At 73.6% G+C, this 13,974-nt stretch carries 14 protein-coding genes and 2 tRNA genes; 8 read left to right on the top strand and 8 right to left on the bottom strand.

Annotated elements, in window-relative coordinates:
* Window positions 1–2: 2 nt before the first annotated feature.
* Together ACFZAU_RS10755 and ACFZAU_RS10760 are read right to left on the bottom strand one after the other, a co-directional pair.
* Window positions 3–227 carry a hypothetical protein gene (locus ACFZAU_RS10755; protein ID WP_500551862.1) on the bottom strand — a complete coding sequence of 75 codons (225 nt, stop codon included), beginning with the start codon at window positions 225–227 and terminating at the stop codon, window positions 3–5.
* An 11-nt stretch (window positions 228–238) separates the two neighbouring features.
* Window positions 239–703 carry a hypothetical protein gene (locus ACFZAU_RS10760; RefSeq protein ID WP_500551863.1) on the bottom strand — a complete coding sequence of 155 codons (465 nt, stop codon included), beginning with the start codon at window positions 701–703 and terminating at the stop codon, window positions 239–241.
* A 237-nt stretch (window positions 704–940) separates the two neighbouring features.
* Here ACFZAU_RS10760 and ppk2 point away from each other — a divergent pair, with 237 nt between their 5' ends.
* Window positions 941–1,837 carry a polyphosphate kinase 2 gene (gene ppk2 / locus ACFZAU_RS10765; protein ID WP_500551864.1) on the top strand — a complete coding sequence of 299 codons (897 nt, stop codon included), beginning with the start codon at window positions 941–943 and terminating at the stop codon, window positions 1,835–1,837.
* A gap of 207 nt (window positions 1,838–2,044) precedes the next feature.
* Here ppk2 and ACFZAU_RS10770 read toward each other — a convergent pair whose 3' ends face one another.
* Both ACFZAU_RS10770 and ACFZAU_RS10775 read right to left on the bottom strand, forming a co-directional pair.
* Entirely contained in the window at window positions 2,045–3,739 is a 1,695-nt protein-coding gene (locus ACFZAU_RS10770; protein WP_500551865.1) for an Ig-like domain repeat protein, read from the bottom strand.
* Between the two features lie 256 nt (window positions 3,740–3,995).
* Entirely contained in the window at window positions 3,996–4,475 is a 480-nt protein-coding gene (locus ACFZAU_RS10775; protein WP_500551866.1) for a hypothetical protein, read from the bottom strand.
* A gap of 367 nt (window positions 4,476–4,842) precedes the next feature.
* On the opposite strand from ACFZAU_RS10775, the gene ACFZAU_RS10780 reads away from it, so the two are divergent.
* The 5 genes from ACFZAU_RS10780 to ACFZAU_RS10800 all read left to right on the top strand — a co-directional run bounded on the left by ACFZAU_RS10780 (window position 4,843) and on the right by ACFZAU_RS10800 (window position 9,449).
* Window positions 4,843–5,649 (top strand): MerR family transcriptional regulator, encoded by an 807-nt coding sequence (locus tag ACFZAU_RS10780; protein WP_500551867.1) that lies wholly within the window; start codon window positions 4,843–4,845, stop codon window positions 5,647–5,649.
* Window positions 5,646–6,488 (top strand): hypothetical protein, encoded by an 843-nt coding sequence (locus ACFZAU_RS10785; RefSeq protein ID WP_500551868.1) that lies wholly within the window; start codon window positions 5,646–5,648, stop codon window positions 6,486–6,488. The genes ACFZAU_RS10780 and ACFZAU_RS10785 overlap by 4 nt, the downstream gene beginning before the upstream one ends.
* 349 nt (window positions 6,489–6,837) lie before the next feature.
* Window positions 6,838–7,611, top strand: a complete 774-nt coding sequence (locus ACFZAU_RS10790) for a putative protein N(5)-glutamine methyltransferase (protein ID WP_500551869.1) — start codon at window positions 6,838–6,840, stop codon at window positions 7,609–7,611.
* Between the two features lie 400 nt (window positions 7,612–8,011).
* The gene (locus ACFZAU_RS10795; protein ID WP_499599484.1) at window positions 8,012–8,473 is read left to right on the top strand and encodes a transglycosylase SLT domain-containing protein; all 462 of its coding nucleotides are present in this window, start codon (window positions 8,012–8,014) and stop codon (window positions 8,471–8,473) included.
* A gap of 175 nt (window positions 8,474–8,648) precedes the next feature.
* On the top strand, window positions 8,649–9,449 hold the full coding sequence (locus tag ACFZAU_RS10800) for a maleylpyruvate isomerase family mycothiol-dependent enzyme (RefSeq protein ID WP_500551870.1): 801 nt from the start codon (window positions 8,649–8,651) through the stop codon (window positions 9,447–9,449).
* 36 nt (window positions 9,450–9,485) lie between these two features.
* Here ACFZAU_RS10800 and ACFZAU_RS10805 read toward each other — a convergent pair whose 3' ends face one another.
* On the bottom strand, window positions 9,486–10,433 hold the full coding sequence (locus tag ACFZAU_RS10805) for a GlxA family transcriptional regulator (RefSeq protein WP_500551871.1): 948 nt from the start codon (window positions 10,431–10,433) through the stop codon (window positions 9,486–9,488).
* A gap of 69 nt (window positions 10,434–10,502) precedes the next feature.
* On the opposite strand from ACFZAU_RS10805, the gene ACFZAU_RS10810 reads away from it, so the two are divergent.
* Entirely contained in the window at window positions 10,503–11,459 is a 957-nt protein-coding gene (locus ACFZAU_RS10810; protein WP_500551872.1) for an NADP-dependent oxidoreductase, read from the top strand.
* Between the two features lie 26 nt (window positions 11,460–11,485).
* Here ACFZAU_RS10810 and ACFZAU_RS10815 read toward each other — a convergent pair.
* From ACFZAU_RS10815 to ACFZAU_RS10825, 3 genes are all read right to left on the bottom strand, one after another.
* A tRNA-Pro gene (locus ACFZAU_RS10815) sits at window positions 11,486–11,559 on the bottom strand.
* 11 nt (window positions 11,560–11,570) lie between these two features.
* Window positions 11,571–11,642 (bottom strand) — tRNA-Lys (locus tag ACFZAU_RS10820).
* Between the two features lie 35 nt (window positions 11,643–11,677).
* Window positions 11,678–13,060, bottom strand: coding sequence for a hypothetical protein (locus ACFZAU_RS10825; protein WP_500551873.1), 1,383 nt, complete (start codon window positions 13,058–13,060; stop codon window positions 11,678–11,680).
* A 101-nt stretch (window positions 13,061–13,161) separates the two neighbouring features.
* Between ACFZAU_RS10825 and ACFZAU_RS10830 the strand changes: the two genes are divergently transcribed.
* A complete protein-coding gene (locus ACFZAU_RS10830; RefSeq protein ID WP_500551874.1) occupies window positions 13,162–13,884 on the top strand; it encodes a Clp protease N-terminal domain-containing protein in 723 nt (240 codons plus the stop codon).
* The last annotated feature ends 90 nt before the right edge of the window (window positions 13,885–13,974 follow it).

Genomic DNA, 13,974 nt, shown 5'->3' on the forward strand with positions numbered 1-13,974 from the left:
CCTTACCCGACGGTCCCGTCCGCTCGGGCTTCCCGTTTGCGCACCCACGCGCGTGCGACGTGCCGGGCCCCCGCACCCAGCCCGAGGGCCACGAGGACCGCGCCCCAGTCGACGACGTGGGGCAGACCCGGGAAGAAGGCGAAGAACGCGAGCGTGACGGCACTCGCCGAGGCGAAGGCCGCGATCCCCACTCGGCGGAGCCGTTGCCGCTGGTTCTCGTCGTCCATGGTGGGCCCGTTCACTTCGTGACGTAGTGGCACTGGGAGACGCGACGCGTGCCGTTGACGACCAGGTGGGCGCAGGCCTTGCCGTAGAGCGGCAGCGTCTGGGGTGCGTTGTTGCGCATGGGGTCGATCTTGCACTCGGCATGCGTCTTCCCCGGGGACGTCCGGTACGTCCGGTTGTTGGTGTCGGCGTACGTGAAGTCGATGCGCCAGTTGCAGAAGCCCCGGGTGAGGGCGGCCGCGAACGCACAGTCGACGCCCGCGTTCTGGTAGGTGATCCGGCGGCCGCTGCCGCGCACGATGTGCGTGAACGCGCAGCCGGTCGGGATCTTCACGGTGGCGCCGCCGATGCTGTACTCGAAGGTGGAGACGGGGGTGGTGCCCACGGCCGTGGCATGGGCCGGCTGGGGGCCCGCCAGGGTGAGTACGCAGGCCGCCGCTGTGGTGGCGGCGAGCCGCAGGGTGTGCGCAATGACCACGGCATTGCTCCTTCCGGGGGTGGGCCCGGATAAACCCGGAGGTCGCGGCTGTGGTTGTGGCCGGGGCACTGCTTCACCCCCATCGTGTGATCTTGAAGCACACCGGGGGCACGCCGGATGTACCGGGGGGCGTCACGCGGGGTTCGCCCGGGCGTGGGGCGGGGTGGCGGGGGGGGGCGGCGTTACCGTGGGGACAGACGTACGCGCGTTCGCGCGGACCCGGAGGTGAGAGGCGACATGACGACGCTCCCGCACCCCGCGGACCTGGATCTGCTCGCCGGGATGCAGGTCGACTACACCGACCAGGACGACCCCGTGCTGATCCGCCCGGACGGCAGTCCGGTCGAGACGTGGCGCGAGAACTACCCGTACGACTTCCGCATGGAGCGCAAGGAGTACGAGTGGCACAAGCGGCTCCAGCAGATAGAGCTGCTGAAGCTGCAGGGCTGGGTCAAGGAGACCGGCCGGCGGCTGGTGATCGTCTTCGAGGGGCGCGACGCGGCCGGCAAGGGCGGGACGATCAAGCGCTTCACCGAGCACCTGAACCCGCGCGGGGCGCGGGTGGTGGCGCTGGAGAAGCCCACCGAGCGTGAGCGCGGGCAGTGGTACTTCCAGCGGTACGTGGAGCACCTGCCGACCGCGGGGGAGATCGTGCTCTTCGACCGGTCCTGGTACAACCGGGCCGGCGTCGAGCGGGTCATGGGCTTCTGCACGGAGGACGAGTACCAGCGGTTCATGCGGCAGGCGCCCGCGTTCGAGCGGATGCTCGTGGACGACGGCATCGACCTGGTGAAGTTCTGGTTCTCCGTCTCGCGCGACGAGCAGCGCACCCGCTTCACCATCCGCCAGGTCGACCCGGTGCGGCAGTGGAAGCTCAGCCCGATGGACCTGGCCTCCCTCGACCGGTGGGACGACTACACCGAGGCCAAGGTCACGATGTTCCGGGAGACCGACACCGAGCAGGCGCCCTGGACGGTGGTGAAGAGCAACGACAAGAAGCGGGCCCGCGTGGAGGCGATGCGCGCCGTGCTGGGCCGCTTCGACTACGGCGACAAGGACGAGGAGGTCGTGGGCGTGCCCGACCCGCGGATCGTCGGCGCCGCGGCGAACCTGCTCGAGGCCGGCGAGGCCTGAGCGTTCCCCTGGGGGTGGACGGGGGTGGCGATCCGTCCACTGCCCGTTCCCGGCCCGGACGGCTCGTTCTCTGGTGGCGGCTCCCGCCCCATACACCCCGTACGCCCCGTGCGTCCCGCGTGCACCCGGTGCCCCGGCCCGTGACGCGGGCGAGGCCGCCCCGGAGGTTCCCGGGGCGGCCTCGCCCGTGTGCGGCGCCGGACGGCGTCACTTGGTGAAGTACATGTACTTCCAGGGGCCGTAGGTCGTGGTGTTCACGGAGTCGCCCGAGGAGCCCTTGACGTACGTGGACCGCATGCGGGCGCGGATGCCGGACTCACCGGGCGCGCCGAGCTGCACGGCCGACTTGCCGTTGGTGGCGAGCCAGAAGTACTGGCTGCCGCTCGAGTACCACTTGCCCTGGTAGTAGACCTGCAGCTCGAACCGCTGCTTGCGGTTCTTGTAGTAGCTCATGGTCGTGGTGAACACCGGGTCGGTGTTCTTGTGGAACCAGTAGTACGTGGTCGAGCCGATCTTGCCCGTCTTGTAGTACCGGGAGACGGACGTGGAGACCTTGACCTGGGTGCCGACCGAGCGGGACACCGACTTCGGCGCAGAGTAGAAGTCACCGCCGAACGACGCCCAGAAGGTGGTGTTCCGGTAGAGCTTGTAGGTCACCTTGAAGTCGCCGGAGCGGTTGACCGTGCCGGTCTTCACCAGCTTCTTCGTGCCGTCCGCCGCCTTGGCGTAGATCGACACCACGCGGCTCTTGCCGGTCTTGCCGAGGTGGCCGGTGACGGTGGCCGTCGAACCCCAGGCGTAGGTCGAGTGGTTGGTCTTGATGCTGACCGAGGTGGCCGCGCGGGAGACCGAGACCGTGTCCTTGCCCAGGGCGGCGGTGTGCGTGGTGTCGCCCGCGTAGTGCACGGAGTAGGTGACGCTGCCGCCCGTGTACGGGGTGTCCGTGAAGCTGAACGTCCCGTTGGAGGCGACCGTCTTGCTGCCGAGCGACTTGCCCTTGGGGGTGGTGAGGTCGATCCGGGTGACCGTGACCTTGGTGCCGGCCGGGAAGGACGCGGCGGCGTTGAGCTTGCCGGTGACCGTGAGCTTCGTGGCCCGCTTGGCGGTGGCGGGGGCGTTCACGGTGAGCGTGGTGGCGGCCCGGGTGACGTTGACGGTGCGACTGGCGCCGGCGGCGGCGTGGGTCGCGTCGCCCGCGTAGCCGACCGTGTAGGTGTTCACGCCCTGGACGGCGGGGGTGTCCTTGAGCTGGAAGGTGCCGTCCTCGGCGATGGCCGCGGTGCCCAGCGGGGTGCCGGTCCCGCCGCGGCTGTCGGTGCGGGTGACGGTGACCGCGGTACCCGCAGCGAAGGGCTCGGCCGAGCCGAGGGAGCCGCTGACCGTGACCTGCGCGCCGGGCAGGGCCGTCGCCGGGGCGGACAGGGTGAGGGTGGTCGAGGCCAGGGCCACGGTGACGTTGCCCGTCGCGGCGGCGGCCGCGTGGGTCGCGTCGCCCGCGTAGGCGACCCAGTAGGTGGTGACGCCCTGGACGGCGGGGGTGTCCTTGATCTGGAAGGTGCCGTCCTCGGCGATGGCCACGGTGCCCAGCGGGGTGCCGGCCGTGTCGGCCTCGTCCGTGCGGGTGACGGTGACCTCGGTGCCGGCCGCGAAGGGCTCGGCCGAGCCGAGGGTGCCGGTGACCGTGACCTCGGCGCCCGGCACGGCGGCCGCAGGGACGTTCACGCTGAGCGTGGTCGCGGCCTGGGCCGGGTCGTCCAGGGCGTGCGACGTGGGCTGCTCGGAGGAGGCGGCCGGCGGCGCGGCGTTGTCGGCCGCGGCCGGCGTCGCCGTGACCCCGAGCAGGGAAGCGGTGGCGAGCAGGACGGACAGAGCCGTCCCGCCCGCGAGGTGGCGGGTGCGCAAGCTGGTTCCCCCCAGGCAGGCGTGGGTGGCCGGACGTCTTCCGGCGAGAATGGGTGCGCGGCGGGGCGCGGACCCCGATAGTGGGTCCGGCGCGCCTTCGTCGGCGACCAGAGGGAACGCTACGTCATGCCTCTGACAGGGAGCCACCGCAATTGCGGCCGCTCCCGATCCGTTACCGCCGCTTCGCCCGCCGATGGGGATACCGTGCCCGATTCGATGCCTGGGGCACTACAACCTTCCTGCGGGGTGGGGCTGTTCAGCCGCTCGCGACCCGCACGGTGACCGTCCATTCCCGCAGTCCCAGGCAGGCCACCTGGTCCGGGGCGGTGGGTGAGGCGCACAGCGGCTGGGTGGCGGTGAGCCGTGCCGTGCCGGGGGCGGCGGCGCGGTAGGCGGCGATGGTGTCGCCGCGGGGGGCGCCGATGCCCGCGTTGGTGGGGACGAGGGCGGCGCCCTCGCCGGTGACGCGGGACCAGGGGCGGTCGGGCGTGCCGTCGAGGGTGACGCGGACCGTGCCGCCGGCGGTGACGCAGACGGTACGGCCGGTGTCCGCGGCGGTGAGCGCGACCTCGGCCGCGCAGGCCCCTGCCGTACCGGTCCCGGTCCCCGTGCCGGCGCTGCCGGTGCTGCTCGGGGAGCCGCTGGGGCTGCCGCCCGCGGGCCCGCCGGACTGCGCGCCGCAGCCGGTCAGCAGGAGTGCGGTCGCCGCGACGGCCGCGGCTGTCGTGAGTCGCATGGATGGCCTCCTTTCCGCTTTGACGTGTCACAGACGCAAATGGGTCCCTGGGGTGCCGGCGGTGCCGCCCGCGGTCGTTGTTGCGCAGGTGGCGGCACCGCCGGCACCCGCCAGGGCGTACCTACCCGCGGTACGGGACCTCGATCACGCCCGGCCCGGGCCGGGACCGGTTCGAGGGGCGGCGAGGGCTTGGTGCCGCGTTCCGGCCGCCGCTTCCGGCCGCTGCCAGGCGGGGGTGTCGGGGCGACCGTGTGCCCTGCGGCGCCGCCCCGATCCGGGGGAGGTCTCGCCCGTATTCCATGTGTATGCCCGGCCCGCGCCCGCCGGTCCTTGACCTTGTCGCAGCGTCAAGGTCTCTACTGGGCTCATGCGCATCGGAGAACTCGCCGCCCTCGCCGGGGTCACCACCCGCACCGTGCGGCATTACCACCGCATCGGGCTGCTGCCCGAGCCCGCGCGCCGGGTCAACGGCTACCGCGACTACGGTCTGCGCGCCGCCGTCGAGCTCACCCGCATCCGGCGCCTGACGGAACTCGGCCTCGGTCTGGACGAGGTCAGGGACGTGCTCGCCGACGACGCCGGCAAGGACCTGCACGAGGTGCTGGCGGAGCTCGACGCGGACCTCGCCCGGCAGGAGGAGGCCATCCGCTCGCGCCGGGCCCGCCTCGCCGAACTCCTCGCACAGGCCGAGGCCGGCGGCGGACTGCCCGCCGAGGCGCCGGTGTCCCCGGAACTGGCGACCCTCTTCGCCGAGATGGCCCGGACCTCCGCCGAACTCCCGGGTCCCGAGCCCGCGATGGCCGTGCGGGAGCGCGAACTGCTCGCGCTGCTGGACACGACGGGCACCCCCGAGGCCCGCAGCTGGCTCAGCGGTCTGCTGCAGTCCATGGCCGCCGACCCCGGGGCGATGCGCCGCGCCTACGAGGTCTACGCGCTGATGGACGAACTGGCCGGGGCGGCCGTGGACGACCCCCGGGTCGCCGAGGCGGCCCGGGCGATCGCCGACTCCGTCCCGGACGAGGTCGCCGCCTCGATCGACGTCTCCGGCGAGGACCTCGCGGCGGCGGGCGGCGCGGAGGGCGGCTTCATGGCGGCCTTCTTCGAGGACCACGCCCCCGCCCAGGCGGAGGCCGTGCGTCAGGCGATCCTGCTGATGCGGGAGCGTGCCCGGTGAGCCGCCGGGGAGCGTGGGCGCTGGGCGCCCTGGTACTGGCCGAAGCCGTGCTCGTCGCGTGCCTGGTGGCGGGCGTGCCGGTGCCGGAGCCGGTGCTCTGGGGCGCCGAGGGGTGCACGACCGCCGTGCTGCTGTGGCGGCTGCCGCGCGTGGTGCGGGCCCACCGGGACGCGCGGCGGCGTGGCCTGACCCGCCGCTCCGCGGCCTGGACCGCCCTGCGGGACACCGTCCCGGCGCCCGCGCGGCGGCTGATGCGCCACGAACTCAGCCTCTCGGTGAGCCTGGTGCGCTGGATCGCGCGCCGGCCGCACGGTGTGGGTGCGGGCGCCGTGGCCGTCCCGTACACCGGGGCGCAGACGGCGACGATGTACGGCTTCCTCTTCGTCTCCGTCGTCGAGACGGTGGTGCTGGCCCTCGTCATCCCCTGGCCCGCGGTGCACGCCGTCACCCTCGTCCTCGACGTCTGGGGCTGCTTCTTCGTACTGGCCATGCACGCGGCCTGCGTGGTGCGCCCGCACGTCGTCGGGGCGGACGGATCGCTGCGGCTGCGCTACGGCGCCCTCGTCGACGTCCGCGTACCCGCCGGGGGGATCGCCGCGGCCCGCGTCGACCGGCGCTTCCCCGACGGGCGGCTCGTGTCGGTCGCCGAGGACGGCACGGTCGACCTGGTCGTCGGGGGCCAGACCACGGTGACCGTCGAACTGACCGAGCCCGTCACGTTCCTGCGTCCCCTCGGGGCGCCCGTGCGGGCCCGCGTCCTGCGCTTCCACGCCGACGACCCGCGCGCTGCCGTCGCGGCCCTGGGGGTGGGCGCGGTACCGGGGGCTCGGGTAACGTAGCCGTCCCCAGCAGTGGACGTACCGAGGAGGTGAGACCCATTACCGCCATGTCAGGTTGGGTGCTCTCCTCCGGCGGCCCTGCGGTCCGGACGACCTAGGCCGTCGAGAGCGCCCCGCGGCGCCCCGAAAGGCCCCCATGTCCTCCGCTTCGCCCGCACCATCCGGACCCTCCTTCAGACCCTCTCCCTCGGGCCCGTCCTCCTCCGGAGCTTCTGCGCCCGGGCCGGCCGCTCCGGTTTCTGCTCCCCCGGGTCCCGCCCCCGCCGGGCCCTCTTCCTCCGGTCCGTCCTCGGGTTCGGCCGCCCCGGCCCCCTACGGCTCCGGCGCCGCGTCCTCCCTCGCCCCGGTCGTGTCCGTGCTCCGCGCCGCCGGCTGCGTGTTCGCGGAGGACGAGGCCCGGCTGCTGGCCTCCGCCGCCCGGACGCCCGAGGAGCTGGCCGCCATGGTGGAGCGCCGGGTGGCCGGGCTGCCGCTCGAACACGTCGTGGGCTGGGCCGAGTTCTGCGGTCTGCGCATCACGGTCGGCCCCGGGGTCTTCGTCCCGCGCCGCCGTACGGAGTTCCTCGCCCAGGAGGCCGCCGCGCTCGGGCGCGCCCTGGGCCGGCCCGGTGCCGTCGTGGTCGACCTGTGCTGCGGCTCCGGCGCGGTGGGCGCCTTCCTGGCGGCCGTGCTCGACCGGCCCGTACTGCACGCGGCCGACATCGACCCGGTGGCGGTCGCCTGTGCCCGCCGCAACCTCGCGGCCGCGGCCGGTGACGTCCACGTCCACGAGGGCGACCTCTACGACGCCCTCCCCGCGGAATTGCGCGGCCGCGTCGACGTCCTGGTCGCGAACGTGCCGTACGTCCCCAGCGGCGCCGTCTCCCTCCTCCCCCCGGAGGCCAGGGACCACGAGCCCCTGGTCGCCCTCGACGGCGGGGCGGACGGCCTCGACGTCCTCCGCAGGGTCGCCGCCGCGGCGCCCGCGTGGCTCGCGCCGGGCGGCCGGCTCCTCTTCGAGACCGGTGAGGAGCAGGCCCCGGCCGCCGTCGCCGCGGTCGCCCGGGCCGGGCTGGAGGCGCGGGTGGCCGTGTCGGAGGAGCTGTACGCGACGGTCGTGATCGCCTCGGCCCCGGTGGCGTAGCCCGGCCCGGCCCGGCTCGGCCCGGCTCGGATCCGGGGCGGCCGCCCCGTGCCCTCCGCGGCCCGCCGGTGGGTGACCCGGCGGGCCGGAATTCATCGCCGTGCGTGAATCCGTCGTTTCTCCGCGTCAATCCACGCCGTATCGAGTGACGCAGGCCACATGGCCCGCGTCACTCGATGGGCGATTTGTCCGGGTCTGCATGTGACGTAGCCGATATGGCGTGCGTCACTTTCGGGGTCCCTTAGTAGCCCGTCCCCCGGAATCCCCTTCCCACGCCTGAGCGGCGGGACTTTCGTCCCTGGTCCCACAACTAATCCCGTTAGTAAGAGGGGTGCATTGACCTCGGGATTTGCGTCGGCCAACAATTCATGGCGTACCCCACGGAAGAGGAATTACTCGAATGCAGATCTCCGCTATGTCGAAGCTCAACCGCGTCGCCAAGGCCAAGAAGATCTCCCTCGGCTGCGCTGCCGCGAGCGTCGCCGTCGTCGCCGGTGGCGTGGCCATGGCCCCCACCGCCTCCGCCGCCCCCATGGCGCAGTCGGGCTCCGTCAACACGTGGATCAACGAGTCCCTGAAGGTGATGCGCGCCAACGGCATCCCGGGCACTTACAACGGGATCTACAAGAACCTGATGCGTGAGTCCTCGGGCAACCCGAACGCCATCAACGGCTGGGACTCGAACGCGGCCAAGGGAATTCCCTCCAAGGGTCTGATGCAGGTGATCGACCCGACCTTCAAGGCCTACCACGTCGCCGGTACCTCGTGGAACATCTACGACCCGGTCGCCAACATCACCGCCGCCTGCAACTACGCGGCCCACGTCTACGGCACGATCGACAACGTCAACTCGGCGTACTGATCGCGCACGCAAAAGCTTTTCCTGGGGACGCCCCCGGCAGCCACGGCCGCCGGGGGCGTCCCCCTTTTCCCGTCCCGTCTTTCCACCGCCTTTTCCGGCGCGCCTGCTTTCCCGCCCGGCCGGTTTACTCCCCGGGCCTGGACAGGCGAACGGCGCTGGTCCACGCTGTCCGACCATGACCGTCGCCCCTGACCGCGCGGCCGAGGCCGAGGCCCTGCACGCCGCCTCCGAGGACATAGCCGCCCTGCTCCGCGCGTGCCCGGACACCTCGGCGCCGATACCCGGCGCCGAGTGGACGGTCGGCGAGGCCGCGGCGCACCTGGTGCTCGCGGGCGAACTCATGGCCGCGCTGGCCGAGGGCCGCGAGCAGCCGTACGGCGACGGCACCCCCGGCGGCCTCGCCGCGGCGAACGCCGCGTCCCTGGCCGCCTTCCCCGAGCGCGACGGCCGGATCCTGGCGGACGGCGTCGTGCGGCACACCCGCGCGTTCACCGACGCGGCCGCGACCCGACCGCCCGGCCTGCCGGTGCTCACCCCGCTCGGCCCCATGGACCTGGCCACGCTCGGCTCGTACCTGCTCACCCACCTGCTCGGGCACGGCTACGACATCGCGGTCGCCCTGCGCCGGCCCCACATGGTGGACCGCGAGCGGGTCGCCCGGTGCATGCCCTTCCTCAGGGCGGCCATGCCGCGGGTCGTGGATCCGCGGGCGGCGTCCGGCTTCTCCGCCTGCTACGTGCTGCGCGTCCCCGGGATCACCCGCTTCGCCGTGACCTTCACCGACGGTGCCGCCGACGTCACGGACGAGCCGCCGCGCCGTCCGGACTGCACCATCACCACCGAGCCGGTCACCTTCTTCCTGATCGCGCTCGGCCGCCGGGGGGCCACCGCAGCCATGGCCCGCGGCAGGATCGCCGCCTGGGGACGCCGTCCCTGGCTGGCCCCCCGCTTCCCCGCCCTCTTCACCGCGCCGTAAGTCACCCGCCGGGTTTCCGGCCCGGCCCCGGGCGCCTCAGCGGACGGCGGCGGTGGCCCGGAAGGTGCGCCGGTAGGCCAGCGGGGAGACGCCGATGGCGGCGTGGAGGTGCTGCCGCAGCGAGGTCGCGGTGGCGAAGCCCACCTCGCCCGCGATGCGGTCCACCGGGAGGTCGCTGGACTCCAGCAGGTGCCGGGCCCGGGCGACGCGCTGCTGGATCAGCCACTTCCCCGGGCTGGTGCCGACCTCGTCCCGGAAGCGCCGGGCGAAGGTCCGCAGGCTCATCCGCGCGTGGTCCGCGAGGTCGTTCAGGGTGAGCGGCAGGTCGAGGTGCTCCAGGGCCCACTGCCGTGTGGCCGCCGTGCCGGCGTCCGCGGCCTGCGGCACCGGCTGCTCGATGTACTGCGCCTGGCCGCCGTCCCGCCAGGGCGGTACGACGCAGCAGCGGGCCACGAAGTTGGCGACCGCGCTGCCGTGGTCCGCGCGCACCAGGTGCAGGCAGACGTCCACGCCGGAGGCGGCCCCGGCCGAGGTGAGGACGTCGCCGTCGTCCACGAACAGCACGTCCGCGTCGAGCGCCACGGCAGGGAACATCTGCCGGAAGCGGTCGGCCAGCGCCCAGTGGGTGGTGGCGGGGCGTCCGTCGAGGAGGCCCGCGGCGGCGAGCACGAAGGCGGCCGTGCAGATGGAGACGATCCGGGTGCCCGGCCGGATCGCCGCGAGCGCGGCGGCGACCGGGGCGGGGAGTTCGGCGGCGATCCGCGCCTGGTCGTACGGCGGGATCACGACGGTGTCGGCGGTGGCCAGCACCTCGGGACCGTTCTCGACGGCGACCGAGAAGTCGGAGTCCGTGCGCACGGGGCGTCCGTCGACGGTGCAGGTCAGCACCTCGTAGCGATCCTGGGCGGAGCCGAAGACGCGGTTGGGGATGCCCAGCTCGAAGGGATAGACGCCGTCGAGGGCGAGGACGACCACACGATGCATGGCACGATCTTATCGGATGATGGCAATCAGGCCATTTTCCCGGCGGCCGCCGGACCGCAGGCTGGACGCATGAACGACACGACCCCTCACACCATGCGCGCGATCACCCAGGACGTCCTCGGCGGCCCGGAGGTGCTGCGCGAGACGGAGTCGGCGCGCCCCACCGCCGGCATCGGGCAGGTGCTCGTCCGCGTCCACGCCGCCGGGCTCAACCCGACCGACACCAAGCACCGGCAGAGCGGGCTCTTCCTCGGCAACCCGCCGTTCGTCCTGGGCTGGGACGTCTCCGGCGTCGTGGAGGAGACCGGGCTGGGGGTGGCCCTCTTCCAGCCCGGCGACGAGGTCTTCGGCATGCTCCCCTACCCGTACGGGGCCGGCTCCCACGCCGAGTTCGTCACCGGGCCCGCCCGCGCCTTCGCGCGGAAGCCGTCCGCGATGAGCCATGTGGAGGCCGCCGCGGTCCCGCTGGTCGCGCTCACCGCCTGGCAGGCCATGGTCGACGTCGCCGGGCTCCGCCCCGGGCAGCGCGTGCTGATCCCCGCGGCCGCGGGCGGCGTCGGCCACGTCGCGGTCCAGATCGCCAAGTCCCGCGGCGCGTACGTCATCGGCACCGCCAGCGCCGCCAAGCACGACTTCCTGCGCGGCCTCGGCGCCGACGAGGTGGTCGACTACCGCGCGACCGACTACACCGAGGCCGTCCGCGACGTGGACGTCGTCCTCGACCCGCTCGGCGGCGCCGAGTCCGTCCGCGCCCTGCGCACCCTGCGCGAGGGCGGACTGCTCGTGACGCTCCTCCCGGTCGGCGTCGCCGAGCTGCGCGCGGAGGCCGAGCGCCGGGGGGTGCGCGCCACCGGCATGCTCGTCGAGGCCGACCACGCCGGCATGAACGCGGTCGCCCGCCTGATCGAGGAGGGTGCGCTGCGCGTCACCGTCGCCCAGACCTTCCCCCTGTCCGAGGCCGCGAAGGCGCACGCCGCGCTGGAGACCGGACGTACCACTGGGAAGCTGGTCCTCACCGTGCGCTGACGCCGGCGCGGCCGGTGAGCCGTACGGGCACCGGGGCAGGGCTCGAACCTGCGTCCACCCGGTCCCGAGCCGGGAGCTCCACCACTGAGCTTCCCGGTGCCCGTACGGCGGCGACGGGGGCAGGGCTCGAACCTGCGTCCAACCGGTGAAGAGCCGGCCGCTCCACCACTGAGCTTCCCCGTCGGTGCCCCGATCCTGACCGCGGCGGCAGCGGGGCGTCAACGCATTTCGGCGTCGAGCTCCGCCGCCGCCGGGCGGAGCGGGCGGCCCGAGAAGAAGCCCGCGGAGCGCAGCACTCCGGCCAGCACCGGGTCACCGACCTCCACCCCGTGCACGAGCTCCGGAGTGGGCCGGAAGGGCACCGCGCCCGCCGCCGGCAGCGGTTCGGTCCAGCCGCCCGCGACGGGATCGACGCCGTGCCGCCGGCACACCTCCTCCACCAGCGAGCGCGGGCACTCCGCCTCACCGCGCAGCACCTGCCAGGGCAGCGGAAGTTCGGCCCACACGCCGGTGTCCGGGTGCAGCCCCCCGCCGGTCTCCCGGTGCCAGGCGGCCACGTCCGCGGCGACGAGGAGCAGGACCTTGCCGGGGCAGTACCGGTCGGCGATCTCCTCGGCGGCCAGGGCCCGCAGCAGCGCGAACCAGTGGGCCCGGGCCTTGGTCCAGGCCCGGGCGGCCTGGTTCCAGGTGGTCGAGTCGTCGCCGCGGCGCACGATCATCGTCGTCCGGTCCAGAGGTTGCCGCCGCCATGCGGCTTCCAGGAGTTCGGCCACGTCCAGCAGGAAGCGGTACCAGATCCCGAGCAGCCGTCCCCGCTGCCCGTCGTCGAGGTGGCCGAGCACCTCGGCGGTGGGGTGGACGTGCGCGACGGCGTACCAGTTGGTGCGGTCCGGCCGCCGTCGCAGCTCCCCGAACAGGGCGTCCGCCACCTCGTCGTAAGCGCGTTGCTGGCCTGACACGGTGAACTCGCTGCGCAGGTTGGCGCGGGCGGTGAGGTAGGCCACGAAGGCGGCGGTCGGGGTGTCGGCCGCGAACTCCTCGTACGACAGCCGCGAGGCGAGACCGCTCTTGCCGATCAGCGTCAACTCCCGCTTGCGCTGCTCCACCAGGATGCGCGCCAGCTTGGCCTCCATGCGGCGCAGCAGCCGGAACCGCTTGTTGTACTGCCGCTTCGACATCTCGCCGAGCCCGGCGTCGGCGCGCCCGGCGCGGTCGAGGCGGTCGCTCAGGAAGTCGCTCGCCCCGAACCTCTTGGCGATCCGCTCACCGGCCGCCCGGACCGCCGCCTCCACCTGCGCCGGATCGTCCCCGGCCGACCCGGCCGCCTCCGGCAGCCCCGGGAACAGCTCGGCGGCGCGGGCCAGCTGGCGCTGCGCCCCGACGGGCCGCGCGAAATCCTCCAGCATCGAGGTGTAGCCGTGCCACAGCGTGCGCAGGGACCCGCCCGCCGCCCTCTCCAGTGCCAGCCGGGTACGGCGGGCGGGGCGTCGGCCGTCGCCGTCGAGCAGCAGCCGGAGGGCGAGGTGGGCGATGTCCTCGGGGCGCTTGCGCCGGTCGAGGGACGCGTGCAACTCCCGCAGGACCGCGGTGTTCCGGTACATGCGCCCAGGCTGGCGCACCCGGCGGCGGGCGCACCACCGGTTAATCGGGCCATCGTCAACTTCGGGTTGACGATGGCCGAGCGTCAACCTATCGTTGACGCATGACGCAGCAGATCCGGCTCGACGACCTGATCGAAGCCATCAAGCAGGCCCACCCCCACGCCCTCGACCAGCTCTCGGACGCCGTCATCGCCGCCGAGCACCTGGGCGAGGTCGCCGACCACCTCATCGGGCACTTCGTCGACCAGGCCCGGCGGTCCGGCGCCTCCTGGACCGACATCGGCAAGAGCATGGGCGTGACCAAGCAGGCCGCCCAGAAGCGCTTCGTCCCCAAGGACCTCGGCGCCCCCGACCTCGACCCCTCGCAGGGCTTCTCGCGCTTCACCCCGCGCGCCCGCAAGGTCGTCATGGCCGCCCACACCGAGGCCAGGAACGCCCGCAACCCCGAGGTCCGGCCCGAGCACCTCGCCCTCGGGCTGCTCAGCGAACCCCAGGCCCTCGCCGCCCTCGCGATGACGGCCCAGGGCGTCAGCCTCGACGCCGTTCGCACCGCCCTCACCGCGGCCCTCCCCGCGGCCGTGGACGAGGTCCCCGAACTCGTCCCGTACGACCTCGCCTCCCGCAAGGTCCTCGAACTCACCTTCCGCGAGGCCCTCCGCCTGGGCCACAACTACATCGGCACCGAGCACCTCCTGCTCGCCCTCCTCGAACTGGAGGCGGGCGACGGCCCGCTGACCTCCCTCGGCCTCGACAAGCCCACCACCGAACGCCACATCGCCGCGGCCCTCGCCGAGATCACGGGCGGCACGCCGGAGCCGAAGTAGCCCCCGGCGGCGGATCGCCGGGCGCCGTGGTGGCGTGGCGGGGTCGTGGCGGGTGGGGCGTGGTTCCATGAGGGGCCACGGTCCCAGCCG

The sequence above is a fragment of the Streptomyces sp. NPDC008238 genome (genome assembly GCF_042956445.1).
Classification (GTDB): domain Bacteria; phylum Actinomycetota; class Actinomycetes; order Streptomycetales; family Streptomycetaceae; genus Actinacidiphila.